Origin of the sequence: Peribacillus sp. YIM B13482 (assembly GCF_042787975.1) — a bacterium.
Classification (GTDB): domain Bacteria; phylum Bacillota; class Bacilli; order Bacillales; family DSM-1321; genus Peribacillus; species Peribacillus simplex_A.
Map to the genome: position 1 here is coordinate 1 of NZ_JBHZPF010000060.1, position 26,767 is coordinate 26,767.

Here is a 26,767-nt window from a genome sequence, read left to right on the forward strand (position 1 = left end):
TCGCGGGGTGGAGCAGTCCGGTAGCTCGTCGGGCTCATAACCCGAAGGTCGCAGGTTCAAATCCTGTCCCCGCAATCATAAAAAAAACGAAACTTAGGTTTCGTTTTTTTGTTTTATCCGAAATTCAAATAATTTGTCCCTAACTTATTTGTTTCTTCTTTTGAAACAAGGTAAACTACATATAGAATGGTTTTTGTTCCATAACGGACATGAAATATAGGACGTTTTCCTAATAATGATAAAGGTGATTGATATATGCAACATTTTGAATGGATTTCTCAGGATGAGGAAGAAACAGCGCAATTTGCGCATAAATTGGCACAAAAACTTTCGAGTGGAGATGTACTGGCTTTAGAAGGTGACCTAGGTGCAGGGAAAACGGCATTCACAAAAGGGCTAGCTAAAGGGTTAGGTGTTACTAGAGTAGTAAATAGCCCTACCTTTACGATAATAAAGGAATACATGGGGCGATTGCCTTTATATCATATGGATGTATATCGGGTAAGTGAATCAGAAGAAGATTTAGGATTTGATGAATATTTTGATGGTGATGGTGTGACTGTCGTTGAATGGGCCCATTTAATAAAGGATCACCTTCCTGATGAAATCTTGACCATTTATATTTATCGTCTTAGTGATACAAGCCGGCGTTTTGTCTTAGCAGCCAAAGGCGAACGATATGTAACGTTATGTAAGGAGATTATTTGATGAAGGTTTTAGCTATAGATACTTCGAATTTCACATTAGGGATTGCACTGATAAATGGGAGTCAAGTAATTGGTGAGTATACGACGAACCTAAAGAAAAACCATTCGGTGCGGGTAATGCCAGCAATTGAGACGCTGTTAAGGGATTGTGATACTAATCCGAAGGAATTGACTAAGATAGTGATCGCTCAAGGTCCAGGCTCTTATACAGGCGTCAGGATTGGTGTGACGATTGCGAAAACCTTGGCCTGGACGCTTCAGATTCCGTTATCAGGTGTTTCCAGTTTAGAAGTTTTAGCAGCAAATGGACGTTATTTTAACGGGTTGATATCTCCCTTGTTCGATGCAAGAAGAGGGCAGATTTATACTGGATTATATGAAATGAAAAACGATCTGTTAAAAACAGTCATGGAAGATTGTAATATTCTATCCTCTGAGTGGGCGATGCGATTGAAGGAATTAAATCGTCCTGTTTTATTTGTTGGTCAAGATGTTGACATCCATCGGGATGCGATTACGGAAGCGTTAGGCAATTTAGCAGTATTTGCTCCGGTACAGTCGTTTAACTCAAGACCAAGCGAACTTGCCTTCATTGGTCTTCTCAAGACTGAAGTGGATGTTCACCAGTTTGTACCGAATTATATTCGCATGGCTGAAGCAGAAGCTAAGTGGCTTGAACAGCAGGGGAAATAAAAAGGAAAGCGACCGATTACTATGAGTAAAACATTGACGTTCCGAAAGATGAAAACGGAAGATATCGACCAAGTGCTTAACGTGGAAAAACAATCCTTTGCTTTGCCTTGGAGCCGGGAAGCTTTTTTTAATGAATTGAATCATAATCAATATGCTGTATACATGGTGATAGAAGATGAGGGGAAAATAGCTGGTTATTGCGGCGCTTGGATTGTCATTGATGAATCGCACATTACCAATATTGCAATTTTACCTGAATACCGAGGGCAAAAGCTTGGAGAAGCTTTGCTCAGGAAGATGATTGAAATCTCCATTGCAATGGGTGTGGTGAGGATGACGCTTGAAGTCCGTGTCAGTAATGCAGTAGCCATTTCACTTTATGAAAAACTAGGTTTCCAAAAGGGCGGAATCCGAAAAAATTATTATACAGATAATCAAGAAGATGCTTATGTTATGTGGGTGAATTTTTCATGAAAACAAATCAACTTATATTAGGAATTGAAACGAGCTGCGATGAAACTGCGGCAGCTGTCATAAAAAACGGAACAGAGATACTAAGCAATGTCGTGGCGTCACAAATAGAAAGCCATAAACGTTTTGGCGGAGTAGTCCCCGAAATAGCTTCCCGTCACCATGTAGAGCAAATTACGATTGTTCTTGAAGAGGCGCTGCTTCAGGCGGGTGTGACATATCAAGATTTGGATGCCATTGCCGTTACAGAAGGCCCTGGACTTGTAGGGGCACTATTAATAGGCGTTAATGCGGCTAAGGCTGTAGCTTTTGCACATGGAATCCCGATTGTAGGTACGCATCATATAGCGGGCCATATCTATGCAAATAGACTTATTCAGGAGATCCAATATCCTGCCCTTTCTTTGGTCGTTTCGGGAGGTCATACTGAATTGGTCCTTTTGGAAGAACCGGGTTCTTTCAAGGTGATAGGTGAGACGCGGGATGATGCAGCAGGAGAGGCGTATGATAAAGTGGCTCGAACCTTGGGGCTCCCTTATCCTGGTGGCCCTCATATCGATAGACTTGCACAAGAAGGTTCACCTTCATTGAAACTGCCTCGGGCATGGTTGGATGGCAGCTATGACTTTTCTTTCAGCGGGTTGAAATCAGCTGTAATCAACACTTTGCATAATGCAGAACAGCGCGGGGAAAAAATTGAACCTAAAGATTTGGCGGCAAGTTTCCAAGCAAGCGTGATAGAAGTGCTTGTAATGAAAGCTGTTAAGGCTGCCAAGGAATATAATGTGAAACAGGTATTGCTCGCCGGAGGAGTTGCGGCAAATAAAGGCCTGAGGGAAGCATTAACGGAAGCTTTTAAGGATTTACCTATGGATATATCCATTCCGCCCCTCTACCTTTGTACGGACAATGCGGCCATGATCGGTGCTGCCGGCAGTGTCATGTTTGAAAAAGGTAAGCGGTCCGGATTGGATTTGAACGGAAATCCCGGATTGGATATAGAAGCATAATTGACGTGAAGACAGGACCTTAACTTCGGGATCCTGTCTTTTTATCGTGTTTAATAAAAAAATAGAATATTCTGTGGATAAAGTTTATTTGACAATCAAACTGCATGTGTATAAACAGGAGTTTTGTGGATAAGTGGATATGTTTCTGTGGATTATGTGTATAACTCGAATCAATGGCTAGTAAACGGCAAGTGATTTGTTAATAATTTTGTGGATAACTTTTAGGGGCATTTTAACTGGAAAAGAAAAGACCGAGTCATTTGACTCGGTCAATTGTCATTCTTCCAGTTCAGCCCATTCTTCGAGAAGCAGGTCTAATTTTTCCTGTGCTACATCAAGCTTTGTTTGGACTTCCATTACTTTCTCATGGTCCTGGAAAACATTTGGGTCACAAAGGTGTTCGTTGTATTCGTTTATTTCGGTTTCAAGAAGCTCCATGGCCGCCTCGATTTCCTCAATGCGCCTTTTTCGCTGGCGTTCAGCTTTTTTTGCTTCCTTATCAATTTTATAATTTGTTTTTTCTGCGGCTACATCTAAGGTTTTTGCGTGATTTTCCTGTTCAAGTTCTTTGATTTCAGCTTGCTCCTGTTTCTTCTCTACGTAGTAATCATAATCACCGAGGAATTCTTCGTTTCCGTCTTTGGAAAGCTCGATCACTTTCGTTGCTATCCGATTTATGAAATAGCGGTCATGTGAAACGAAAAGAATGGTTCCCGGATAATCGATCAATGCATTTTCAAGCACCAATTTACTGTCGAGGTCTAAATGGTTTGTTGGCTCATCAAGAATTAAAAAATTCCCTTTTTCCATCATCATTTTGGCTAGAGCTAGCCTGGCCTTTTCGCCGCCGCTTAGTGTGGAAACGGTTTTCAAAACATCGTCCCCACTAAAAAGAAAATTACCGAGTACGGTTCGTATGTCCTTTTCCGGTTTAAGGGGATAATCATCCCATAATTCATTGAGTACGCGTTTATTGGAAATAAGGTTAGCCTGTTCCTGATCGTAGTAGCTGACTTCGACGTTCGTTCCAAAACGGAAATTCCCAGAAAGTGCAGGCAGCTTAGAGATGATCGTTTTCAATAACGTTGATTTTCCAACGCCATTTGGGCCAACAAGAGCTATGCTCTCTCCTTTTGTCATCCGGGAATTTATATTTTTTGATACCGTTTCTCCTTCGTAACCGATAGCCAAATCCTGAAGGTGTAGCACTTCATTTCCGCTTTGCCGTTCAATCTGGAAAGAGAAATTAGCGGATTTTTCATCACCTTGCGGCTTGTCCAATACATCCATCTTTTCGAGCTGTTTGCGTCTACTTTGTGCTCTTTTCGTGGTGGAAGCCCTTGTGATATTGCGTTGGACAAAGTCGCGAAGCTTTTCGATTTCCCCTTGTTGTTTCTCGAAAAGCTTCATGTCCCGCTCATAATCTTCCGCTTTTCCCTCTAGGTAAGAACTATAATTGCCATAGTACTTTTTCATGTTATTCCGGGAAATTTCATATACCTGGTTTACAACTTTATCTAGAAAATAGCGGTCATGGGAAACAATAAGAACAGCTCCTTGGTAGCCTTGTAAATATTGTTCAAGCCAAGAAAGGGTTTCGATATCCAAATGGTTCGTTGGCTCATCCAGAATCAATATATCCGGTTTCCTTAAAAGCAGCTTCCCTAAAGCAAGTCTTGTTTTTTGCCCACCGCTTAAAGTGGAAATTGGGGTAGAATAGTCAAAATCAGCAAACTGAAGTCCATGCAATACTGAACGAATATCCGCTTCATATTGATAACCGCCCTTCTCTTTGAAAGCTACCATCAAAGTGTCATATTCATTTAATACTTTTTGGTAAATTGCTTCATTTTCAAAGATGTCAGGTCTGGCCATATCAGCCTCAAGGCGACGCAGTTCTTTTTCTTGTTCTAAAAGGTCATTGAATACAGTCAGCATTTCATCCCAAATGGTCAGTTCTGATTCCAGTCCCGTGTCCTGTGCCATATATCCGATGGTGACACCTTTTGGTTTGATTATTTCACCGCCATCATGGGAAAGCTGCCCGGCTATGATTTTTAGCAGAGTAGATTTTCCAGCGCCATTTCGGCCGACAAGTGCAATTCTATCCTTATTTTGAACTTCGAGCTTCATATTTGATAAAATAAGTTCAGCTCCATAATATTTCGATAGTTGATTGATTTGTAATAAAATCATAGATTTCACCTCAATTGATTATTGTTAGTGTAACGTATTATAGTTATTATCGGCAACAGCTTGGTTCCAAGCAAAAACAAGCTATTACATAAAGTGGAATAATAGTGTATGATTTAGGAGGGGTTACTTAAATGGGAGACTTAACGCATTTTAATGAACAAGGCCGGGCTAAGATGGTTGATGTGACTGCTAAGCCTGAAACATCCCGGACGGCAATAGCTCAATCGAGCATTTTATTGAACGATGAAATATATGAGTTGGTCACGAACCAGAAAATGAAAAAAGGTGATGTATTGGCCGTTGCACAGGTTGCAGGAATCATGGCCAGCAAAAATACATCCAATATAATTCCAATGTGCCACCCTATTGCTCTGCAAGGGGTCAATATAGCCTTTGAATGGGAAAAAGAAGATGAAGGATATAGGCTTAGGATTGAAACGGAAGCTAAGACAAAAGGGAGTACAGGTGTGGAAATGGAAGCGTTAACAGCTGCATCCGTGACTGCCTTGACTATTTATGACATGTGTAAGGCCCTTGATAAGGGAATGGTAATCGGGCCTACATTCTTAGTGGAGAAAACAGGCGGAGTGTCTAGTAACGATTATAAAAGACAAGTAATTCAAACAGATAGAGATTAAGTTGAAAAGCATGTGTGAAGGCGGGGAAGAATGATGAACCATGACCCAAAGATACCGCAGGCAACAGCCAAAAGGTTGCCATTGTATTATCGATTTTTAAAGAACTTACATTCCTCAGGCAAACAAAGAGTTTCCTCGGCAGAGCTAAGCGAAGCTGTAAAGGTGGATTCTGCGACTATTCGCCGTGATTTTTCCTACTTTGGAGCGCTTGGAAAAAAAGGCTACGGCTACAATGTCAATTATTTATTATCCTTCTTTAGAAAAACACTAGATCAAGATGAACTGACAAAAGTCGCTTTAATCGGAGTGGGGAATTTAGGGACTGCTTTTTTAAATTACAATTTCATTAAAAATAATAATACGAAGATTGAAATGGCATTTGAAGTTTCTGAAGATAAGGTCGGCAAGCAAATAGCTGATGTGCCAATCTATCATATGGATCAAATCGATACACTATTGCAGGAAAATAATATTACTGCGGCTATTTTGACAGTGCCTGCTCAGGTAGCACAGACGATAACCGATCGTCTAGTCAAAGCTGATATAAAAGGAATATTGAATTTCACACCTGCACGGCTGACGGTACCCCCATCCATAAGGGTTCACCACATTGACCTGGCCGTGGAGCTTCAGTCACTCATCTACTTTCTGAAACATTATCCTGTAGTGGAAGAAGCTGCATTGGAGGAATGAAAAAAACGCTGCATCTTCGCAGCGTTTTTTTATTTTTTCTTATTTTTTTGGGCGGCTTTAATCTTAAAGTGAAGCATGATCATGCGTAATCCCGATCCAAAGTCTAAAGTCGCAATTAGTACAAGTATGTAGGCAAAGATTCCCCATCCGGAAGAACTGACGGTTTGAATCGCGATAGCGGTAAAAAGAGCTCCTAAGCCTGCATAGATGATACCCATGAATAATGGTGATTGACGTTTCATAATAAACCTCCGATGAAGGCCTGTGCAGTATCTAGCATCTTCTCAATATCATCCCGATTTACAACTTGAAAGATGATAACAAGCGTATTCATCGCAATATGTGCGCTCATGGAAACGAGGATGCGGCCCGTTTTCGCATAAAGAAAAGCAAAGGTAAAACCCATTGCCGAATATAAAAGAAGATGTTCCAATTCACCATGCGCCAAGCCAAAAATAACTGAACTGAGTAAAGCAGAAATAAAGAAGTTAAAGCGTTTATGAAGTGATCCGAAAATGATTTTCCGAAAAATGATTTCTTCCAATATAGGTCCAATAACTGAAGTGACGAAAATGACTATGGGAACTTGGTAAATGAGTGAAATGAGCTGCTGTGTATTTTCAGATTCAGGCTCCACCCCAAGCATCTGTTCAATGTATCCAGCAATGCTTTGCGCAAAAAGAGCGAGGAACACTCCGGCAACTGCCCATAATATGGACGTGGGAATGGAAGCTGGAGTGCTTCTGTCCATTTTTTCCTTCATATCTTTTCTCATTAAAAACAGGATCAAGGATAGAGCAACGAAAAAGCTGAATACGATCCAGTATGCTGCAGACCTCACCTGGAGTTCATCAGCAGTCATTCCAGTTGAAGACCCGATCAGCATGAAAAGAGGTACCCCAACAATACTGGATAATTGCATGGAAATGTAGGTGATGACGACGAACCAATATTCTTTTTTCAAAAATGAAAACTCCTTTTATTTAGTCACCCATTCCGCTTAGAACGTTCCTGATATGGGGACAATCTATAAACGCATACTCCAAAATGGTATCAAATAATGAGACAGAACACCACTTAAAGATACCCCTAACAAAACATTTTAGCACCTTTGTTAAAAGAATCATTATGCTAAAGTAGTATACCCGAAATTTATCAGAAATTAATAAAAAATTTTCGATAAGATACTTGCAAAAAAGGCTCGGTTTATTTAATATTATAAATGTGTTAGCACTCGATGGTGAAGAGTGCTAATAATCATGAAACAAATTATCAAGAGAATATGAGGAGGTTGTTTCACTTGTTAAAACCATTAGGTGATCGCGTTATTATTGAACTAGTTCAATCTGAAGAAAAGACTGCAAGCGGTATTGTTCTTCCTGATACTGCAAAAGAAAAGCCACAAGAAGGTAAGGTAGTAGCTGTTGGTACTGGCCGTGTCCTTGAAAATGGCGAACGTGTTGCTTTAGAGGTTGCCCAAGGCGATCTAATTATCTTCTCAAAATATGCAGGTACTGAAGTTAAATACGAAGATACTGAATACTTAATTTTACGTGAAAGCGACATTCTAGCTGTTATCGGCTAATTATACATCATACTTAACTGAACGAAAATTTTCTTAAAATTTTAGGGAGGTACTTATAAATGGCTAAAGAAATTAAATTTAGTGAAGAAGCTCGCCGCTCCATGCTTCGTGGTGTGGACGCACTTGCAGATGCAGTTAAAGTAACGCTTGGACCAAAAGGTCGTAACGTGGTTCTTGAGAAAAAATTCGGTTCACCGCTTATCACAAATGACGGTGTGACGATCGCTAAAGAAATTGAATTGGAAGATGCATTCGAAAACATGGGTGCGAAATTGGTTGCTGAAGTAGCGAGCAAAACAAACGACGTAGCTGGTGACGGTACAACTACTGCAACGGTTCTAGCGCAAGCGATGATTCGTGAAGGTCTTAAAAACGTAACAGCTGGTGCAAACCCAATGGGTATCCGTAAAGGAATCGAAAAAGCGGTTAATACTGCAATTGCAGAATTAAAAGCTATTTCTCAACCTGTTGAAAACAAAGAATCGATTGCACAAGTTGCTGCTATCTCTTCAGCTGATGAAGAAGTGGGCCAACTGATTGCTGAAGCTATGGAACGTGTTGGTAACGACGGCGTCATCACAATCGAAGAGTCTAAAGGTTTCACAACTGAATTGGACGTTGTAGAAGGTATGCAGTTCGACCGTGGATATGCTTCTCCTTATATGGTTACAGATTCAGATAAAATGGAAGCTGTCTTAGAGAATCCATACATCTTGATCACAGATAAAAAAGTAACGAATATCCAAGAAATCCTTCCTGTACTTGAGCAAGTTGTTCAACAAGGGAAACCACTATTATTGATTGCTGAAGATGTAGAAGGCGAAGCGCTTGCAACTCTTGTTGTGAACAAACTTCGTGGAACATTCAATGCAGTTGCGGTTAAAGCTCCTGGATTCGGTGACCGTCGTAAAGCAATGCTTGAAGACATCGCAGCTCTTACAGGCGGCGAAGTAATCACTGAAGAAATCGGACTTGATCTTAAATCTGCAACAATTGAATCTTTAGGACGTGCTTCTAAAGTGGTTGTTACAAAAGAAAATACAACAATCGTTGAAGGTTCTGGAGATACAGCTCAAATTCAAGCTCGTGTAAACCAAATCCGTGTTCAATTAGAAGAAACAACTTCTGAATTCGACCGTGAAAAATTACAAGAACGCCTTGCTAAATTAGCTGGCGGTGTAGCGGTGATCAAAGTCGGTGCAGCTACTGAAACGGAATTAAAAGAACGTAAACTTCGTATTGAAGATGCATTGAACTCCACTCGTGCCGCTGTTGAAGAGGGTATCGTAGCAGGTGGTGGTACAGCACTTCTTAACGTATATAATAAAATCGCTGAAATTCAAGCGGAAGGCGACGTAGCAACAGGCGTGAAAATCGTTCTTCGTGCTATCGAAGAGCCTGTTCGTCAAATCGCTCACAATGCTGGACTTGAAGGCTCTGTAATCGTAGAGCGCCTTAAAGGCGAAGCAGTTGGTACTGGCTTCAATGCAGCTACTGGACAATGGGTGAACATGATCGAATCCGGTATCGTCGATCCTACAAAAGTAACTCGTTCAGCTCTACAAAACGCTGGTTCTGTAGCAGCCATGTTCTTAACAACAGAAGCTGTTGTAGCTGACAAACCAGAACCTGCAGGCTCTGGCGGAATGGGCATGCCTGACATGGGCGGAATGGGCGGAATGGGCGGCATGATGTAATTTGATCTATAAAACCCTTATATATTAAGGGTTTATAGATGGAAACATCATTTTAGGTGCCGAAAAGGTGCCCGAACCAATCCAAAATTAAAATTAGAGGCTTCTCATTAGTTGAGCAAACTTTTGGGAAGCTTCTTTTTTTCTGTCTTTTGTAATGTGTAAATAAACTTGTGTAGTTGTTTCATCTTCTGTGTGACCAAGTCGATCCATAATTTGAAGTAATTCAACACCAGCTTCTGCTAACAAAGATTTTATGGGTGTGTCTTAAGGAGTGAGGTGTTAATCGTTTGTTAATAGCTGGTGTTTTTTTTAACAGGCTTTCCATTCGATTTTCTATAGTCTTAATAAAATGTGGATAACCGAAATAAGGAGCATTTAATCTTCCAAAAACAAAATCATTATCATAATACTCTTTGCCAACTTGTAGTTTGATTTCTTTTTGCTTCAATTTATGTTTATGGAGGGTATTAATAACTTCATCTTCCACATCAATCTTACGTATTGAGCCGTTAGTCTTGGGAGGAAGCAATTTATAATTTTTGGTATTATTTCTTGGATTATAGTAGGTCTTCGTAATATTGATCGTATTTTCTTCAAAATCAATGTCTTTCCACTTAAGAGCTACTAATTCACCAGCTCTAAATCCTGTCCAGGATAAAGTTAAAAAAATAACATAGTCATCGATTTCACCCTGTGTTTTGGCTGTATCTAAGAATGCCTTTAACTCATATTTTTCTAAATATTTATCTTCGACTTTCTTATTTTCAATATCCTCAACTGTTTTTTTTCTTTCGGAATGAAGGCATACTCTGTTGGATCAGCTAATAATAGGTCTTGTTCCATTGCTCTTTTATATATCATCCTTGCTGTTCCGTGTATACCAGAAATGGTATTATGAGCAAGCTGCTCTTTCTTCTTTAAATCATTTAATGCATTTTGATACATTTTTTAGTAATATCCTTGATTTTATATTTAGTAAAATAGCGATTTAAATACCCAATTTCATGTTTTCTAACACGGATAGTACTTATCTTTACATCTGTTTCACTATAGACATCAAGCCAGTCTTCTGCCACTTCTTCAAAAGTTAAATTTGTATCTTCAAATTTTTTACCACTTGTTTTCCGCTCGAATTCTTTAAGAGCATCTTTAGCATCTTTCTGTTTAATAAATCCTTTTTTAACAATTCGCCGGCGGTTTCCTATTTGGGGATCTACTCCATTCTCTACTACGTACATCCATCTTTCGCCTTCTTTGGTTTGATATTTCTTTACATAAGCCATCCATACATCTCTCCTTATAGTTATACAAGAATAAAAGGTTCTTTTCTTTCGTTAGGTAATAGTTGCAATACTTCCTCGATGTCGGGAAGCTGGATAATAAATTGGTCAACTTCATGTGGATTAACACCATGTCTACTAATTCGATGCTTAATTTGATCAAGATTTAATTCTAGCTGGCTGGCATGAAGATTATTAGTTAATAAGTCTTCAATATTGATGGAGGAACTAAGTATTGAATCATCAAAGTCATTTCTGTCAAAATACTCGAAAGGAGCAATTACATCAAAATAATAAGAATCTTGTTCCCATGGAATTTCCAAGAGACTAAAAGTCAAAACATACCAGACTGGAACTTGTTTTCCTTCAAAATAAAAATAGTTGTTTTGGCCTGCATCTTTTATTGTTTTGGGAAGCGTGGAAAATTTATGTACAGTTTGCTTTGGAGTGATTATACTTACTGAAACTGGATTCCTTATGGAGAGGGGCGAAATAAAGATGTACTCTGACGTTAAATTATCTGTACAGGAAATATTAGAGAAGAGAAATTTTAGAAATGCAAAAGTGATCGCAGGCACAGGTGGATTGTATAGAACGGTTAAATGGATTCATGTTATGGAAGTAACTCAAATTGAACAGCTCCTTAACGGAAGTGAACTAATCCTATCAACAGGGATGGGATTGAAAGAAAGTAAAGAGATTTTCCTTGTATTCTTCAAACAGCTTATTGATTCCAATGCTGCTGGACTGTGCATTGAATTAGGAACATATATGGCTAGTATCCCAGAAGAAATTATAGAATTAGCCAACCTGCATCATTTTCCCTTAATTGTTTTTTACGAAAAAGTACGATTTGTTGATATTACACAAGATTTGCATACTCTCTTAATCAAAAAACATTATCAAATGATTTCAGATTTAGAAGATTATTCACATCAGTTAAATCGGTTACTTCTAAAATCTAACCCACAACAAAAAATCTTGAATTTACTACATAAATATGTAAATATGTCAGTTTGCTTTATTCAAAATCAAGGTGAAACCTATATTGTATCCAACAAATCATCGAAAGAACAGAAGCAAATACTTCAACTATTGAAAGAGGAAAATATACAAAAACATATGAATATCGCTCATCAGTCTATACAAGCATTGAATCAGAAATTTGCCGATTTATTTATTATATCCGAATCAAGTCCGATTTCAGAGTTTGAATCACTCATTTTAGACAGAAGCGCTACAGCATTATCACAATATATTTTACGTGTGTTATACGTTGAAGAAAGAAGAAGGACGGAAGTAACGGTATGGATTCAAAAATGGTTAGAAGGAGCACATAGTGAGGATCAAATAAGCAGATTCCTCTCAGGTTTGGACCCTGATCTTGAACCAAACGGATGTGTCGTTCTACTGTTTAAGATCAATCAGTTAGATGAGGGAAATCCAGAAATTACATACTTGAAAATACTTTTTCGTTCTGTTTTCCTATCACATGGTTTCTTCCTTTTATCTACTATAAGTGAAAATAAAATCATTTTTATATTAGTAAATAAGCGAAAAAACAATGATTGGAAACATAGAATTGAAGTTGGAATACAACATATACAACAAGAATTGGTAGAGGATCGGAAATTTGTTCAAATTAAATTTTGTGTTGGAAAGTTTATGGAAAATCTAAGCGAAATAAAAAAGAGTTATCACACGGCACAAGAGACATTTATCATTCAAGAGAAAATACCGAAAGCATGCTTTAGTTATTTTTATGAAGAATTATTTATTTTTCGATTAGTGTCTATAGCCAATGAACAAGGTGCACTTGATGATTTTATCTCTGATTATTTAAACCCTGTCCTTCAATATGATCAGCAAAACAATGGGAAACTAATGGAAACATTAAAAACTTATCTTAAATGTAATGGATCAAAGCAGGAAACTGCAAATAAATTATATATCGTTCGTCAGACTCTTTATCAACGACTTCAAAAATTAAATGAGCTATTAGGTGAAAATTTTATGGATTTCTATAAACGACAAGCGATAGAATTTGCTATCACCGCCTATGAATATGTATCTTCTCCTAAATCATAAGTTAATACCATGATCCTGTTATTTTAGACTATTTGTAAATGGTCATACTTAAAATTACCAGAATGTCGTGAAAGTTTTGTAATTAAATTTACATACTGTCTACTGAATGCGTTTTCATAAGTAGATATAATAAATTCATAGAAAGATAATTTCAAACTAGGAGGTTTTACTATGGTAGTAACCCAAAATGTACAAACGTTAAAAAACTTTATTGGAGGAAAGTGGATAGAATCTACAAGCAAACAGGTTGAAGATATACCTAATCCAGCAACGGGAGAGATTATTGCTCGTGTACCACTTTCAAATAGAAAAGAATTAAATGGGGCTGTTGCAACGGCTAAAGAAGCATTTAAAAAATGGAGAAAAGTGGCTGTGCCTCGCCGTGCTCGTATTCTCTTCCGTTATCAACAATTATTAGTCGAAAACTGGGAAGAGTTAGCTAAACTGATTACGCTAGAAAACGGAAAAAGTTATGAAGAAGCTTACGGCGAAGTCCAACGTGGGATTGAATGTGTTGAATTTGCCGCAGGTGCACCAACTTTAATGATGGGTCAGCAACTTCCGGATATTGCTACTGATATTGAATCTGGTATGTATCGTTACCCAATCGGAGTAATCGGAGGAATCACACCATTTAACTTTCCGATGATGGTTCCATGCTGGATGTTCCCACTGGCGATTGCATGCGGAAACACGTTTGTATTAAAACCATCTGAAAGAACTCCTTTGTTGGTTAATCGCTTAGCTGAATTGATTAAAGAAGCAGGTCTGCCTGATGGCGTATTAAATATTGTGCATGGTGCTCATGACGTTGTTAATGGCATTCTGGACAATGAGGATGTGAAGGCCGTATCCTTTGTTGGTTCTCAACCTGTTGCTGAGTATATTTACAAAACTGCAGCTGCTAACGGCAAACGTGTCCAAGCTCTTGCAGGTGCAAAGAATCATTCCATTGTCATGCCGGATGCTGATTTAGACAACGCTGTAAACAATATCATTAATGCGGCATTTGGATCTGCAGGTGAACGTTGTATGGCAGCTTCCGTTGTTGTTGCAGTAGGAAACGTTACTGATGAATTAATAAGTCGACTCAAATTAGCAGCTGATGGCATTACAATTGGAAATGGTATGGATGAAGGCGTGTTCCTTGGGCCAGTCATTCGTGAGTCACACCAAAAACGGACGATTCATTATATTGAAATGGGTGAAAATGAGGGAGCTTCTTTGATCCGGGATGGAAGAAAAGATGTAGTGAATGAGCAAGGGTATTTTGTTGGCCCTACGATCTTCGACAACGTCAAACCTGAAATGAAAATTTGGCAGGATGAAATTTTTGCTCCAGTGTTATCAATTGTTCGAGTTGAGACCTTAGAGGAAGCCATTGAACTGACAAATAAGTCCGATTTTGCAAATGGGGCTTGCTTATATACTGACAGTGCTAAAGCAATCCGTGAATTCCGTGAAGAAATCGATGCAGGTATGTTAGGTGTCAATCTTGGAGTTCCCGCTCCTATGGCATTCTTCCCTTTCTCTGGTTATAAGAAATCCTTCTATGGTGATCTCCATGCAAATGGAAAAGATGGAGTAGAATTCTATACTCGTAAGAAAATGCTTACTGCTCGTTATTAAAAATAGTGATGTAATAAAAAATTGAATGGAGGTCGATTGTGGTGCAAACGCAAACACAAAATTTGCAAAAATTAGATGAAAAATATCTTTGGCATTCAATGAGAGGGGCGAATTCTAGCCCATCCAATTTAATTATCACAAAAGCAGAAGGAGCATGGGTAACGGATATTGATGGAAATCGTTATTTAGATGGCATGTCTGGTCTTTGGTGCGTGAATGTAGGGTACGGGCGAAAAGAGCTTGCGAAAGCGGCTTATGAGCAGCTTGTAGAAATGCCGTACTTCCCATTAACCCAAAGTCATGTTCCCGCGATTAAATTGGCAGAAAAGTTGAATGAATGGCTTGGCGGCGATTACGTTATTTTCTTCTCGAACAGTGGATCGGAAGCGAATGAAGCCGCGTTTAAAATTGCTCGTCAATATCACCAACAAAAAGGGGATCACGGACGCTACAAATTTATTTCTCGCTATCGCAGTTATCACGGTAATACAATGGGTGCGCTTGCAGCAACAGGTCAAGCACAACGAAAGTACAAATATGAACCATTAGGGCAAGGGTTTCTGCATGTAGCACCACCTGATACGTATCGCAATCCTGATGATGTTCATACACTTGAAAGTGCTGAAGAAATTAATCGTGTCATAACTTGGGAGTTAAGTGAAACGGTGGCCGGGGTAATTATGGAGCCGATTATTACTGGGGGAGGAATTTTAATGCCTCCTGATAGATACATGGCAAAAGTAAAAGAGATTTGTGAGAATCATGGCGCCTTGCTAATTTGTGATGAAGTCATATGCGGATTCGGTCGGACAGGGAAACCATTCGGATTTATGAACTATGGAGTCAAGCCTGATATCATTACGATGGCGAAAGGAATTACTAGTGCTTACCTTCCATTATCGGCAACGGCAGTCAAAAGAGAGATTTACGAGGCTTACTTAGGCAGTGAGGAGTATGATCGTTTCCGTCATGTAAATACGTTCGGGGGAAGCCCTGCCGCTTGCGCCTTAGCTTTGGAAAACTTAGGAATTTTAGAAAATGAAAAGCTCATCGAACGCTCCAAAGAATTGGGTGAACGCCTATTACGTGAACTTGAGGATGTAAAGGCACATCCAAATGTGGGGGATGTACGCGGAAAAGGCCTTCTTCTCGGTATTGAACTGGTAGAAGATAAGCAAACAAAAGAACCTGCGTCCATTGAAAAGATGAACAAAGTTATTAGTGCTTGTAAAGAAAGAGGGTTAATTATTGGTAAAAATGGTGACACCGTTGCGGGATACAATAATATATTGCAGCTTTCTCCCCCATTAAGTATTACAGATGACGACTTTGCCTTTATCGTCAAAACACTGAAAGTAAGCTTAACTCAAATATGATATTTGTAAGTAGGTTAACATGAGTAATGATTATTCATTAATCACCAAAAAAATGTATACAAATAGCCGACGTAATAAAATCTGGCAATGGCAATGCCGGTTGATAGAGCAAAGTGTTTGATTTGAGATTGTTCTGATGAGTCAATCGAGCCTTTCTCAAAATGAACTTTCAATAACTCCAAACATTCTTTTTGAATAGATGGATTTATTTACGGTAAAAAGATAGGACAACCTTCTATAGGATAGTAGATCACCTGTAAGGAAAGCATTTGAGAGAAAGTTTGTAGAATTTTAGTGAATTTAACCTTTTTTACAAATAGGAAATTTTGTCTCTTGCCTAAGGTCAATCTCATGTGGAATGGATGGAAAATACACCCCTAACTCAATGCAAAGGGCAGAAGCATTTTGTCGAAAGATACGACAAGCAAACGTTTTTGTCACCATAACTTTTAACCAGGAGCTGGATAGATAATGGGGAAAACTGCAATTGAATCAAATAATCAAGAATCAAACAAGCAAGTTATAAAGAGAAAAAAAATTAATTTCACAATGCCCCACAGTTATGTTTTTATGGGAATGATGATTTTCTTAGCAGGGATTTTAACATACATTGTACCTGCAGGTGAATTTAGTAGAGTGGAAGATCCGGCTACTGACAGATTAGTTGTCGTACCTGATTCTTATAAGCTTATTGAACAATCACCAGTTAGTTTTTTTGATTTGTTTTTGAGCATTCAAAAGGGAATGATAAATGCAGCGGAAATCATTTTCTATGTCCTTTTTTCCTATGGTTTTATATTTATGCTAACAAAAACTGGAGCCTTTAATTGCGGCATTGGGGCACTTTTAAAGAAAATGAAGGGAAAAGAAAATTTCATTGCCCCTATTTTTATGCTTGTCTTTGGACTTATGGGTGCAACCTTTGGAATGTATGAAGAAAGCTATGGATACATTCCCCTAATGATGGGAATTGCTGTTGCCCTTGGATATGATGCATTGGTTGGTGTTGCTATTGTTTATGTGGGCATAACTACGGGTTTTTCAGCATCCATAACAAACCCTTTTACCATTGGAATAGCTCAGAGCATTGCAAAAATCCCTTTGTTTTCTGGAACTGGGTTTCGTATTATAGCTTTTATAGCCTTTATGTCCCTGTCAATTTTTTATGTTATGCACTATGCAAATAAAGTAAAAAAAAATCCGGATGCAAGCCTTGTAAAAGACATAGAGTTTCCCTTTCTTTCAGATATAAGAAAAGGGGTGCTATCTGAGCAAAAATTTACTACACGGCATAAAATTAGCATGATATTGTTTGTAGGTACCATTCTAACTTTAATTATGGGAACGGTTAAATTTAAATGGCATCTTCCAGAATTATCAGCTGTCCTCATTATGATGATGATTGTTATAGGTTTAGTAAACAAGCTTACTTTTGCTCAAATTGCAGATACATTTATAGAAGCATGTAAAACCATGGTATTTGCTGCTCTCATTATTGGCCTAGCTAATGCTATATTAGTTGTTTTTCAAGAAGGGCACATTATCGATACAATTGTGCATGCTATGGCGTATGTTATAAAGGACCTATCGCCTATGATTTCTGCAAGCTCTATGGTCATTGGACAAACCTTACTTAATTTATTTATTCCTTCAGCATCTGCCGCGGCAGCGATTTCAATGCCCATTATGACGCCGCTAGCGGATCTTGTCGGTCTGAATCGCCAAATTGCCGTTCTAGCTTTCCAATTTGGAGACGGATTTGCAAATATGTTTTGGCCTCATACTGTTGCTGTTATATGCGGGATTGCCTGCATACCAATTGATCGTTGGTATAAATTTTTATGGCCGCTTTTCCTTTCAATTCTAAGCTTGGAGATCATATTTGTCATCATTGCAGTAGCTATTAATTATGGACAGTAATTGAACGGTGAAAGGATGATCAACTTGTATAATAGTTTAGAAGAGTTAAAAAAACATATAGTATTTTACTATTTTTCAGAAATATCAAATATCCCTAGGGGTTCTGGCAATGAGAAAGCGATCAGCGACTATTTGGTTCGCTTTGGAAAAGAACGTAATTTAGAGGTCATACAGGATGAAGCATTAAATGTCATTATAAAAAAGAAAGCTACACCTGGATATGAGAATATACCAACCGTCATTATCCAAGGGCATATGGATATGGTTTGTGAAAAGAATAAAGGGACTCTTCATGATTTTGAAAAAGATCCACTTCAATTAAGAATTGTAGGAGATATGCTATATGCAAAAGATACAACATTAGGTGCTGATAATGGAATTGCAGTAGCTTATGCTCTTGCTTTATTAGATTCAGATGAAATCCCTCATCCTTCCCTTGAAGTTGTTATCACAACAGAAGAAGAAACCACTATGGGGGGAGCTTTAGCTGTAGATCCTGCTAACCTTGACGGTAAAATTCTCATTAATATTGATTCAGAAGAAGATAACAAGTTATTGGTAAGCAGTGCAGGTGGGATAAAAGTAATCCAAACTCTTCCGATAGTTTGGCAAGATATCCCTAAGGATGTATCGGCTTATTTTATTAGCGTAAGAGGATTAAAGGGAGGACATTCTGGTATGTCTATCAATAAGGGAAGGGGTAATTCCAATAAAATAATAGGACGATTATTATATGATTTGTTAGCTGAATTCCCTTATTTTATTCAACAAATCAATGGTGGCGTAGCAGTAAATGCAATTCCTCGTGAAGCTGATGCAATTATTTTGCTTCGTTCAGATTCTGTTGAGAAACTAGAAAATAAAATTGACGAGTGGAATGTTATCTTTAAAAACGAGCTGCAAACTTCTGACCCAGATGTATATATAAGCCTTGAAAACATAAAGTTTGATTTTACCAAGGCTTTTTCGGAAGAAACAATGCGTAAGGCAATTACCTCTCTGATGTTAATTCCAAACGGTATTCAAAGCATGAGTATGGAAATAGAAGGGTTGGTCGAAAGCTCGACTAACTTAGGAGTTGTTACAACATTAGATACAGAAATAAAGTTTGAAAGTGATACGAGAAGTTCGGTAAAAAGTCTAAAGTACAATATAGTTAATAAAGCCAAAATAGTAGCAGATACACTTGGGTGCCAATTTACTACCGAATGCAATTATCCAGAATGGCCATATAATCCTAACTCAAACATTCGAAAGTTATTTGAAAAAATTTATAAGAAGAAACATGGTACTGATATTGAGATTATCGCAGTGCATGCTGGAATTGAGTGTGGTATCTTTATCGAGAAAATTCCTGGATTAGATGCTATTTCGATTGGTCCTGATATGTACAATGTTCATACTCCCGATGAACATTTAAATATACATTCTACGATGAATAATTGGAAATATTTCCTTTCAGTACTAAAAGAAATGAAATCATTTAATTGGAAGGAAAATAGTATGTATGAAGAGGATCGAAAAATGGGTCTGGAGCAAAAAAGTAGGTAACAAAATCTAAATGAACTTTAACGATAATGATTCAGTTGGTTCTGGTGCAAAAACTTCAAGACAAGTGCAATTAATCTCTATCTCTAAATCTTGGATATACTGATACTATTACTCTAAAAAAGGTGTGTGATCAGTATGTCTAAGGAAAATTTATTTAAATGGAAACATTATCAACCAGAAATTTCTTCTCACTGTCAGATGGTACCTACGGTACAACCTTAGTTTTCGTAATCTTGTAAAAAATGATGGAGGAACGTGGCCTATCAATGGCTCATACAACGATTATGCGTTGGGTACATCAATATGGCCCTGATTTAGATAAGAGAATTCGTCGTCATCTCAAACAGACCAATGAATCGTGGAGAGTAGATGAAACATACATAAAAGTAAAAGGATAATGGATGTATTTGTATCGTACAGTCGATCCAGAAGGGAAACGATTGATTTTTATCTAAGTGAATTAAGAGATAAACAAGCTGCCAAGTGCTTTTTTTAGAAAGCCTTGGTTACTTGCCATTCTACAACCCCACGTGTGATTACGTTTGATAAGTACCCAGTTTATCCTGTAGCGATTCAAGAGTTAAAAGAAGAAAAAAGTATGCCAGAAGGCATACGAGTACGACAAATACGGTATCTGAACAACATTGTGGAACAAGATCATCGTTTTATAAAAAAACGGGTCCGTTCTATGTTGGGATTGAAATCGTTTCGAACAGCCACCTATATTTTGAGTGGTATCGAAGCTATGCATATGGTTAAAAAAAGATCAACCTCATCAACGGGTAAAGTCTGCCCTAAATGAGGTTGAATTCATTCATAAGTTGTTCGGGGTAGCTGCTTAATCCCAAAGTTAACAGGGTATTACCTCTCTATGGTTCTAGTACTCGCAGCAGAACCGAAAAAAGGACAACTTCAACAAGGGGTGAAGTCTGTCCAAATCGAGATTGAACTCATACATAAATTATTTGGAGTAGCATCATAATTTATAGATGAAAAATGAAAAGGATATTGAGGTTCTATGTTTCTAACAAATCCTATTTGCACCAGAACCAATGAATTTATAGCTAATCTTGAGTTATTCAAGAATCGGGCGCGTTTGTGTAATAAGCTCAATAGCTTTTTGCTAACTTTCAGCTTAATAGAAGAAAAACAACCTTGGTGCCAAAAAGGTGCCGAATGGGTGCCGATATTTATATTTTTGCATATTGTTGAGTAAATATTTTTAATGGGAACAAATATTCTTGATAGTAGATAGATTAAGATTAGATTGTATGATATTTTCAAGTAAAACCTCACAATCTATGGGCGGCATGATGTAATCATCGCTTAAATCCCTTAATATAGGGGTTTAACGAGGATTCAGAGTGAATGCTCACCAAACATGTGAATATTTTTAAAGTTGAAGGCCCCCCACAGTTTACTGTGGTGGGCCTTTTTCTTTGTTGTCAGTCATGTGAGCATACATCGTTATTTGAGACTGTATGCCCTAATTGTTGTTTCAGTAACTATGCGTGCTGAACGATTGCTGCGTAATTTCCTTATTGATATATGCGGTAACTTCCTAATAAGAAGTTGTAACCGTATTGCAGGCAGTTTTTGCACTAATGACTTGTTTAAAACATAGAGCTCTAATATTCTTTTCATCTATGAATCATGATGCTACTATGTATTCAATCTCGCATTGGACAGACTTCACGAAGTGATCCTTTTTTCAGCCCAACAGTTCATCTCCACTTTATAGATATCTGTTTGGCTATTCGAAATGTTTTTAATCCTAGCATAGAACGGACTTTCTTATCCAACTCAGGAACATATTGAAGGAAGGACCCACGCAGTAGAGCTATGGATAAGCATCGTTCCTCCATGATTTTCATAAAATCATGAAAACGCAAGTTGTACCGTAGGAACCACCTTACTGTGTGAATAATAATTTCAAGGACATAATGCTTCTAAAGAGATTACTTGCAGGATGTTCGGATTTTTACACCAGAACCCATTTTTTTGTAATTTTCATAATTGCGATGAATTGCGTATAATGGAAGGGTATACATGAACTTAAAATAAATCCGAAATGAAAGAATGGTCATCATTCTATTCTATAAGCAATTAAAGGTGAAATGATTATGATATCTAGTCTTATGAAGTCTTGGACAATATGGATGAAAATTGGTGTAATGTTATTCGGGGTATTCTTATTATCGTGGTTGGGCCCTGACGAAATTGGCCTGACTGATTTTCTTATTTCATTAAGAGAAGATGAAGAAACGGGAAATAAGTTAATGCTTGCCGTTTTTTTGTTAGTGTCTTTAAATACAGTTTTAGCTTTGTTTCATTATATTGGTGCACTGCTGTTGGGAGACGAAATCGGTGCTCGTTTAAACCGTCCATGGTTAAAAATCATCATTCCTCTTATTGTTATTCCTCTCGACTATATCGTGATAAATGCTTATTATTCATTAACATACTCATTTAGCGCCTATGCGTTGTTATTGTTGTTCGCAATCTTATTATTGCAAGCCTTTGAAAAGGATAGGCTAAAGCCAATTATTAAATCAATTATTTGTTCTCAATTAATCTTTGGGATTGAATGGCTGAATGAGATTCCTTCTTTATCCCAATATGGATTTGGCCAAGGGTCGCTTTCAATGGAATTAAAAGATATAGCAGTTCAAGTTGGATTTGAGCAATCTTTAACATTGTACAGTTTAACTTTGTGTTTAATTTTTGTTATTAATGCTGTTATTTTAGCTGTGTATTTTTCATTAGCTGAACAAAAGTGGCGGATAAAGCAAGAGCTTCATTATGCGCAATTAGAAGCGATTCAGTCTAGGTCAGGACGGGAAGCGCTCTATCTGGTCCATGATTTAAAAACGCCTCTCACAGCAATTGAGGGGCTAAATTCTTTAATTAGTTTGAAGGTGGACGATTCTAAAATTAAAGAGTATTGTCAAAAGATTTCATCATCGATTCATTCCGTTAGCGACATGATTTCTGAGATTTTATATGATGATAAAAAACATTGGTGCCGTATAAAAGATTTAGTTGGATACGTCAAAGCAAGCAGACTGAGCGGGACAAATCTTAATTTGAAAGTAGACTTTCAAACAGATCCCGAAATTAAAATTTTAATTAATAAAATCCGAATGACAAGGGCATTAGTGAACTTAATTGACAATGCTTACGATGCAGTGAATGGAAAAGAAGATGGTAAGATTTTGCTTAAGATAAAAACCTATGAAAATGAACTTTGGTTGGGCGTATCAGATAATGGGATAGGGATTACACCTAAAGAGCAGGAGAAAATATGGAAAGCTGGGTTCAGTACAAAATCGCATCCAGGGATGGGGTTAGCTTTCGTACGACAAGTTGCTAAAGGACATGGTGCATCTTTAGAAATTGACAGCAAGCTTGGACATGGGACAACAATTTGGATTAAACTAGCCGAGAGGAGTGTGTCAAGATGAACATTTTAGTCATTGATGATGATGCATCAATTCAATATATGCTAAGTGAAATTTGTGAATTTGCCGGCTGGAATGTAGATACGGCTAACAACGGAAAAGAAGGGTTAAATGTGTTTGCAGAAAAAGGAGCAGATGTTGTTTTAGTTGATTATCATATGCCGGAAATGGACGGAATAAAAACGGTGGGTGAACTTCGTACCCTTAATGCTGATGTTCCGATTCTTGTATTGACAGTCGATGAACGACAGGAAATTGCTGATCGCTTTCTTGAAGCAGGCGCAACTGATTTTGCATTAAAGCCTGTAAAAGCGCCTGATCTGATTTCAAGGATTCAACTTCATGCACGCCTTGCAAAATTAACTCAATCAGCTACGCAGCAAAAATCCAGTGAAGAAAAGGATGTATTTGTAACAAAGGGAATTAGTAAGAGAACACTTTGTCACATTAGTGATTTTTTACATTCTAATCGTGAACCTTTTTCTGTTGATACAATTTCTAAAGAAGTTGGTTTGGCTTATCCGACCGTCTATCGCTATATTATGCATTTACTTGATGAAGGAAAAGTGGAAATTATTGTGAGTTATCAAAAAATAGGAAGACCGAAAAATTTATATCAATGGATTGTTGATAAAAAACTGCCTTAATACAAGGCAGTTTTTTATTATAATGGGGGTCTCCGTTGATAAACAGACCGCTAATGCAGCAAGACTTTTTTTCTTTTTTTTCTGTATTTTTATATTTTCTGATAATATAAAATTATTTTACAACACTAAATATTCTTGAAAGTTTATATGCTTTCATTGAACCTCCTTTTTCAAGCAATAAGAATTATTCATTTAAAGAGATTGATTACACAGAGGGGTGACATTGTTAGTGGACTAAGAACGTTGACTCGGTTCTGGTGTAAGCTTAAATGTTATCAAAATAAACACGAAAATATAGTGTAAACACTGAACATTCTGGAAGTTTGCTACCTGATTCATTTTGCACCAGAGACAAGATTGGAAATGAAAACGCTTACCAAAGATGGGTTGGGTGGCCTTCATCGTTAGATCTAATAAAAAAATGCAATTATATTGTGAATGTAAACGATTGGTGGATGGTTTAATATTTAACCATATTTAGGGGGACTTTATTATGCAGGCAATTTTAAAAAATGATGTTCAGCAGCCAAACCCGTCCAGGAAAAAGCATCCTCTTGGATTGTATATGCTGTTCGCGACTGAGGCATGGGAGCGCTTCAGTTATTACGGAATGAGAGCAATCCTTGTTCTTTACTTAACGGCAACTGTTGTAAACGGCGGGCTTGGAGTCGACAAATCTACGGCTATGGGCATATACGGATTCTTTACTGGTGCCGTTTATATTACGCCAATGATTGGCGGATACTTAACTGACCGTTTCATAGGCAGAAGATTGGCGATTACGATTGGTGGCATTTTAATGGCGCTTGGTAACTTTTCGCTATTCGCAAGTCAGAGTTTGACGGCGCTTTACATTGGTCTTGGTTTATTGATTATCGGTAATGGTTTCTTCAAGCCAAACATCTCGACAATTGTTGGTGATCTTTATGAAGACAACGATCCGCGTCGTGATGGAGCTTTCACCATCTTCTATATGGGTATTAACGTTGGGGCTTTCTTCGCACCATTAATAGTTGGACTTATGAGCTATAAATATGGGTTCCTGACAGCAGCAATTGGCATGATTGTAGGGCAGTTAGTTTTCAACTTATTAGGCAATCGTTATTTAGGCGATATCGGTAAAGAACCTACTGGTAAACCGGAAGTTACAGCTGGTCAAAAATCAGCTGCACCGTTAACGAAAAGAGAACAAAAACGTACAGCGGCTATCGTGATTTTGGCAGTCTTCGTTATTGCGTTCTGGGCCGCTTTCGAGCAGGCAGGAAGTTCATTAACATTGTACGCTAATGACCAAATTGATCGGACTGTATTTGGTTTTGAGGTTCCGACTGCTTGGTTCCAATCATTGAACCCATTATTCATCGTGATTTTAGCGCCAATCATGTCTGCTTTATGGTACAAGCTTGGCAGCTCAAAACGCGGTGACTTAAAAACTCCAACGAAGATGGCTCTGGGTTTGGTCACTGTTGGTTTAGGTTTCTTAGTACTGCTTCCTGCTGTTATGTATACAGGGAACGATACAGCGCTGAAAGTAAATATCCTGTTCATGATTGTAACGTATTTCCTTCATACATTAGCCGAATTAATGATTTCACCAGTTGGCTTATCAATGGTAAGCAAAATTGCTCCAATCAAGCTTGCCTCTCTTCTAATGGGAGTATGGCTGGCAAGTTCCGCGGTAGCTAATATGGTAGCCGGCCAATTAGCTGCATATACGCAGTCTTTAGGTTACCTGGAAATCTTCAGTGTAATTGGTTTTGTAACAATTGGTTTAGGTATTGTACTATTGCTTCTTTCGAAGCCAGTAGCAAAGCTGATGAAATAATGAGAAAAGGAGCTGACCCAAAAGGCATATAATGTGCCTTTTGGGTCGAGCTTTTTTGTATATGGCCGTGCTTTGTGGAATATCATTGGTGTATTTATGTCTGAATGCCCTAATATCTCTTGTATCTCTTTTATACCTGCACCAACATCAATGAAAAGAGATGTATGAGTATGTCTAAAGCTGTGGGGGGTAATATGCTTGTCTACATCCCAATGCTTCATTAAACGCTGTAAACGCAATACCACTTGCTTCATAACCCTTGGATGCCCGATGTTTTCAGCAAAAATGAAATCTTGATCCTCATATACTAACCGTTGTTTCATTTTCAATTCCATCTGCTCACGCTTGTGTCCTCTGCTTTAGAACATTATCTAAAAGTACATACTGTGATATAAATTGAAACGCCGTATACGCGAACCGTACGTACGGTGTTGTGAGAGGGGCGAAAATAAACTTATTTTCCCCCCACTCGATTATGCAACTAAAGGGGCAGGTTTGTTGAAGAAGGATATTTTCTGTTTTAAGCGAATTAGAATTTCAAACAAACTTTACACGAATACAGGTATTGAAAATAACAGGAATATAGGAGGTATGAGATATGAAGATCAATAGAATAGATCATGTGAGTATAAACGTAAATGATCTTTCAGAGGCTAAAGCGTTTTTTCTTGATTTAGGACTTGAAGTACAAGCGGAATGGGAATTGGATGGAGAACAGTTGGACAGAATAGTTGGGCTTAATGATGTTAAAACGGCATGTGTAGGACTGGGGATGCCAGATGGTCAGGCATGGATAGAGCTAGTCAAATTTTATACGCCGTCAGATGAAAAAGATATTCAGCAACCTTTGGCAAATACGCTGGGTATCCGACATATTTGCTTTGCTGTTGAAGATATTGAAGCTATTGTTGCAAAATTGAAAAAGAAAGGCACGGAAATCTTTAGTGAGATACAGCAATATGAAGAAAGTTATAAGTTATGTTACGTTCGTGGTCCAGAGGGAATTATTTTAGAGTTGGCGGAGAAAATCAGATAAATATTGAATGGGACTTTAAATGATTTAGACCTCCAACTTTAAAGATTTCTTCTTAAACTATAGGGTGCTTTACTTGAAGAAGTCAAATAAAAAAGTCGGTTCCTTAACGTACAGGGAATTCGACTTCTTTATGTTTGAATTTGCTTAGCGTACAAAATTTCCGAAATGTTGGCGATACTCCTTTATACAACTCCCTCAGTATGATAGCTATAGCTCTCGAATGCTCACTTATTCGCAGGATTTCATAACCCTTGAAAATATATT

General features: G+C 37.9%; 21 protein-coding genes, 1 tRNA gene and 3 pseudogenes. 19 read left to right on the forward strand and 6 right to left on the reverse strand.

The window, feature by feature from the left end:
* Position 1: 1 nt before the first annotated feature.
* From ACFX4L_RS21480 to tsaD, 5 genes are all read left to right on the forward strand, one after another.
* Positions 2-75: transfer RNA gene (locus ACFX4L_RS21480), tRNA-Met, on the forward strand.
* 180 nt (positions 76-255) lie between these two features.
* Entirely contained in the window at positions 256-708 is a 453-nt protein-coding gene (tsaE, locus tag ACFX4L_RS21485) for a tRNA (adenosine(37)-N6)-threonylcarbamoyltransferase complex ATPase subunit type 1 TsaE (RefSeq protein WP_061461194.1), read from the forward strand.
* Positions 708-1,400 (forward strand): tRNA (adenosine(37)-N6)-threonylcarbamoyltransferase complex dimerization subunit type 1 TsaB, encoded by a 693-nt coding sequence (tsaB, locus tag ACFX4L_RS21490; protein ID WP_377406140.1) that lies wholly within the window; start codon positions 708-710, stop codon positions 1,398-1,400. The genes tsaE and tsaB overlap by 1 nt, the downstream gene beginning before the upstream one ends.
* Before the next feature lie 21 nt (positions 1,401-1,421).
* Entirely contained in the window at positions 1,422-1,874 is a 453-nt protein-coding gene (rimI, locus tag ACFX4L_RS21495) for a ribosomal protein S18-alanine N-acetyltransferase (protein WP_284469019.1), read from the forward strand.
* Positions 1,871-2,881, forward strand: coding sequence for a tRNA (adenosine(37)-N6)-threonylcarbamoyltransferase complex transferase subunit TsaD (gene tsaD, locus ACFX4L_RS21500; RefSeq protein WP_061461197.1), 1,011 nt, complete (start codon positions 1,871-1,873; stop codon positions 2,879-2,881). The genes rimI and tsaD overlap by 4 nt, the downstream gene beginning before the upstream one ends.
* Positions 2,882-3,157: 276 nt before the next feature.
* On the opposite strand, the gene ACFX4L_RS21505 is transcribed toward tsaD, so the two are convergent.
* Complete coding sequence (locus ACFX4L_RS21505) at positions 3,158-5,077, reverse strand: ABC-F family ATP-binding cassette domain-containing protein (protein WP_089364321.1); 1,920 nt, start codon at positions 5,075-5,077, stop codon at positions 3,158-3,160.
* A 131-nt stretch (positions 5,078-5,208) separates the two neighbouring features.
* Here ACFX4L_RS21505 and moaC point away from each other — a divergent pair, with 131 nt between their 5' ends.
* Together moaC and ACFX4L_RS21515 are read left to right on the forward strand one after the other, a co-directional pair.
* Positions 5,209-5,715 (forward strand): cyclic pyranopterin monophosphate synthase MoaC, encoded by a 507-nt coding sequence (gene moaC, locus ACFX4L_RS21510; RefSeq protein WP_061461199.1) that lies wholly within the window; start codon positions 5,209-5,211, stop codon positions 5,713-5,715.
* 30 nt (positions 5,716-5,745) lie between these two features.
* The gene (locus tag ACFX4L_RS21515) at positions 5,746-6,408 is read left to right on the forward strand and encodes a redox-sensing transcriptional repressor Rex (RefSeq protein WP_057915804.1); all 663 of its coding nucleotides are present in this window, start codon (positions 5,746-5,748) and stop codon (positions 6,406-6,408) included.
* A 29-nt stretch (positions 6,409-6,437) separates the two neighbouring features.
* Here ACFX4L_RS21515 and ACFX4L_RS21520 read toward each other — a convergent pair whose 3' ends face one another.
* Together ACFX4L_RS21520 and ACFX4L_RS21525 are read right to left on the reverse strand one after the other, a co-directional pair.
* Positions 6,438-6,650, reverse strand: coding sequence for a YdiK family protein (locus ACFX4L_RS21520; protein WP_061461201.1), 213 nt, complete (start codon positions 6,648-6,650; stop codon positions 6,438-6,440).
* Positions 6,647-7,372, reverse strand: a complete 726-nt coding sequence (locus ACFX4L_RS21525) for a CPBP family intramembrane glutamic endopeptidase (RefSeq protein WP_377386303.1) — start codon at positions 7,370-7,372, stop codon at positions 6,647-6,649. Before ACFX4L_RS21525 ends, ACFX4L_RS21520 begins: the two co-directional genes overlap by 4 nt.
* A 336-nt stretch (positions 7,373-7,708) precedes the next feature.
* Here ACFX4L_RS21525 and groES point away from each other — a divergent pair, with 336 nt between their 5' ends.
* Positions 7,709-7,993 carry a co-chaperone GroES gene (gene groES / locus ACFX4L_RS21530; RefSeq protein ID WP_053348954.1) on the forward strand — a complete coding sequence of 95 codons (285 nt, stop codon included), beginning with the start codon at positions 7,709-7,711 and terminating at the stop codon, positions 7,991-7,993.
* A 59-nt stretch (positions 7,994-8,052) separates the two neighbouring features.
* Complete coding sequence (groL, locus tag ACFX4L_RS21535) at positions 8,053-9,690, forward strand: chaperonin GroEL (RefSeq protein ID WP_377406143.1); 1,638 nt, start codon at positions 8,053-8,055, stop codon at positions 9,688-9,690.
* 93 nt (positions 9,691-9,783) lie between these two features.
* On the opposite strand, the pseudogene ACFX4L_RS25430 reads toward groL, so the two are convergent.
* Both ACFX4L_RS25430 and ACFX4L_RS21555 read right to left on the reverse strand, forming a co-directional pair.
* Positions 9,784-10,973 (reverse strand): annotated as a pseudogene (locus tag ACFX4L_RS25430) (tyrosine-type recombinase/integrase).
* Between the two features lie 20 nt (positions 10,974-10,993).
* Positions 10,994-11,308 (reverse strand): hypothetical protein, encoded by a 315-nt coding sequence (locus tag ACFX4L_RS21555; RefSeq protein ID WP_377406147.1) that lies wholly within the window; start codon positions 11,306-11,308, stop codon positions 10,994-10,996.
* 160 nt (positions 11,309-11,468) lie between these two features.
* Here ACFX4L_RS21555 and ACFX4L_RS21560 point away from each other — a divergent pair, with 160 nt between their 5' ends.
* The 9 genes and pseudogenes from ACFX4L_RS21560 to ACFX4L_RS21600 all read left to right on the forward strand — a co-directional run bounded on the left by ACFX4L_RS21560 (position 11,469) and on the right by ACFX4L_RS21600 (position 25,467).
* Positions 11,469-13,058: a PucR family transcriptional regulator gene (locus ACFX4L_RS21560; protein WP_377386294.1), complete on the forward strand. Its 1,590-nt coding sequence runs from the start codon at positions 11,469-11,471 to the stop codon at positions 13,056-13,058.
* Between the two features lie 171 nt (positions 13,059-13,229).
* Entirely contained in the window at positions 13,230-14,687 is a 1,458-nt protein-coding gene (locus ACFX4L_RS21565; protein WP_377386291.1) for a CoA-acylating methylmalonate-semialdehyde dehydrogenase, read from the forward strand.
* Between the two features lie 35 nt (positions 14,688-14,722).
* Positions 14,723-16,063, forward strand: a complete 1,341-nt coding sequence (locus ACFX4L_RS21570; protein ID WP_377386313.1) for an aspartate aminotransferase family protein — start codon at positions 14,723-14,725, stop codon at positions 16,061-16,063.
* Positions 16,064-16,534: 471 nt separating this feature from the next.
* A complete protein-coding gene (locus ACFX4L_RS21575; RefSeq protein WP_377386289.1) occupies positions 16,535-17,983 on the forward strand; it encodes a YfcC family protein in 1,449 nt (482 codons plus the stop codon).
* Between the two features lie 24 nt (positions 17,984-18,007).
* Positions 18,008-19,462: pseudogene (locus ACFX4L_RS21580) on the forward strand (aminoacyl-histidine dipeptidase); the annotation flags it as partial.
* A 207-nt stretch (positions 19,463-19,669) separates the two neighbouring features.
* A pseudogene (locus ACFX4L_RS21585) lies at positions 19,670-20,376 on the forward strand (IS6 family transposase).
* A gap of 1,281 nt (positions 20,377-21,657) precedes the next feature.
* Positions 21,658-22,998 carry a sensor histidine kinase gene (locus ACFX4L_RS21590; RefSeq protein WP_377406149.1) on the forward strand — a complete coding sequence of 447 codons (1,341 nt, stop codon included), beginning with the start codon at positions 21,658-21,660 and terminating at the stop codon, positions 22,996-22,998.
* Positions 22,995-23,642, forward strand: coding sequence for a response regulator (locus tag ACFX4L_RS21595; protein ID WP_377386283.1), 648 nt, complete (start codon positions 22,995-22,997; stop codon positions 23,640-23,642). Before ACFX4L_RS21590 ends, ACFX4L_RS21595 begins: the two co-directional genes overlap by 4 nt.
* A 493-nt stretch (positions 23,643-24,135) precedes the next feature.
* Positions 24,136-25,467 carry a peptide MFS transporter gene (locus tag ACFX4L_RS21600; protein WP_125162312.1) on the forward strand — a complete coding sequence of 444 codons (1,332 nt, stop codon included), beginning with the start codon at positions 24,136-24,138 and terminating at the stop codon, positions 25,465-25,467.
* Here the strand turns inward: ACFX4L_RS21600 and ACFX4L_RS21605 are convergent.
* A complete protein-coding gene (locus tag ACFX4L_RS21605) occupies positions 25,371-25,802 on the reverse strand; it encodes a site-specific integrase (protein ID WP_377406151.1) in 432 nt (143 codons plus the stop codon). The two genes, ACFX4L_RS21600 and ACFX4L_RS21605, sit on opposite strands and share 97 nt — an antisense overlap.
* Positions 25,803-26,065: 263 nt before the next feature.
* Here ACFX4L_RS21605 and ACFX4L_RS21610 point away from each other — a divergent pair, with 263 nt between their 5' ends.
* Positions 26,066-26,503, forward strand: a complete 438-nt coding sequence (locus tag ACFX4L_RS21610; protein WP_061461207.1) for a VOC family protein — start codon at positions 26,066-26,068, stop codon at positions 26,501-26,503.
* Positions 26,504-26,767: the final 264 nt, after the last annotated feature.

Excerpts from the sequence above, each read along its gene's own strand:
- tsaE (WP_061461194.1), top strand. The coding sequence starts at position 256 with ATGCAACATTTTGAATGGATTTCTCAGGATGAGGAAGAAACAGCGCAA.
- tsaB (WP_377406140.1), top strand. The coding sequence starts at position 708 with ATGAAGGTTTTAGCTATAGATACTTCGAATTTCACATTAGGGATTGCA.
- rimI (WP_284469019.1), top strand. The coding sequence starts at position 1,422 with ATGAGTAAAACATTGACGTTCCGAAAGATGAAAACGGAAGATATCGAC.
- tsaD (WP_061461197.1), top strand. The coding sequence starts at position 1,871 with ATGAAAACAAATCAACTTATATTAGGAATTGAAACGAGCTGCGATGAA.
- ACFX4L_RS21505 (WP_089364321.1), bottom strand. The coding sequence starts at position 5,077 with ATGATTTTATTACAAATCAATCAACTATCGAAATATTATGGAGCTGAA.
- moaC (WP_061461199.1), top strand. The coding sequence starts at position 5,209 with ATGGGAGACTTAACGCATTTTAATGAACAAGGCCGGGCTAAGATGGTT.
- ACFX4L_RS21515 (WP_057915804.1), top strand. The coding sequence starts at position 5,746 with ATGATGAACCATGACCCAAAGATACCGCAGGCAACAGCCAAAAGGTTG.
- ACFX4L_RS21520 (WP_061461201.1), bottom strand. The coding sequence starts at position 6,650 with ATGAAACGTCAATCACCATTATTCATGGGTATCATCTATGCAGGCTTA.
- groL (WP_377406143.1), top strand. The coding sequence starts at position 8,053 with ATGGCTAAAGAAATTAAATTTAGTGAAGAAGCTCGCCGCTCCATGCTT.
- ACFX4L_RS21560 (WP_377386294.1), top strand. The coding sequence starts at position 11,469 with ATGTACTCTGACGTTAAATTATCTGTACAGGAAATATTAGAGAAGAGA.
- ACFX4L_RS21565 (WP_377386291.1), top strand. The coding sequence starts at position 13,230 with ATGGTAGTAACCCAAAATGTACAAACGTTAAAAAACTTTATTGGAGGA.
- ACFX4L_RS21575 (WP_377386289.1), top strand. The coding sequence starts at position 16,535 with ATGGGGAAAACTGCAATTGAATCAAATAATCAAGAATCAAACAAGCAA.
- ACFX4L_RS21590 (WP_377406149.1), top strand. The coding sequence starts at position 21,658 with ATGATATCTAGTCTTATGAAGTCTTGGACAATATGGATGAAAATTGGT.
- ACFX4L_RS21595 (WP_377386283.1), top strand. The coding sequence starts at position 22,995 with ATGAACATTTTAGTCATTGATGATGATGCATCAATTCAATATATGCTA.
- ACFX4L_RS21600 (WP_125162312.1), top strand. The coding sequence starts at position 24,136 with ATGCAGGCAATTTTAAAAAATGATGTTCAGCAGCCAAACCCGTCCAGG.
- ACFX4L_RS21605 (WP_377406151.1), bottom strand. The coding sequence starts at position 25,802 with ATGGAATTGAAAATGAAACAACGGTTAGTATATGAGGATCAAGATTTC.
- ACFX4L_RS21610 (WP_061461207.1), top strand. The coding sequence starts at position 26,066 with ATGAAGATCAATAGAATAGATCATGTGAGTATAAACGTAAATGATCTT.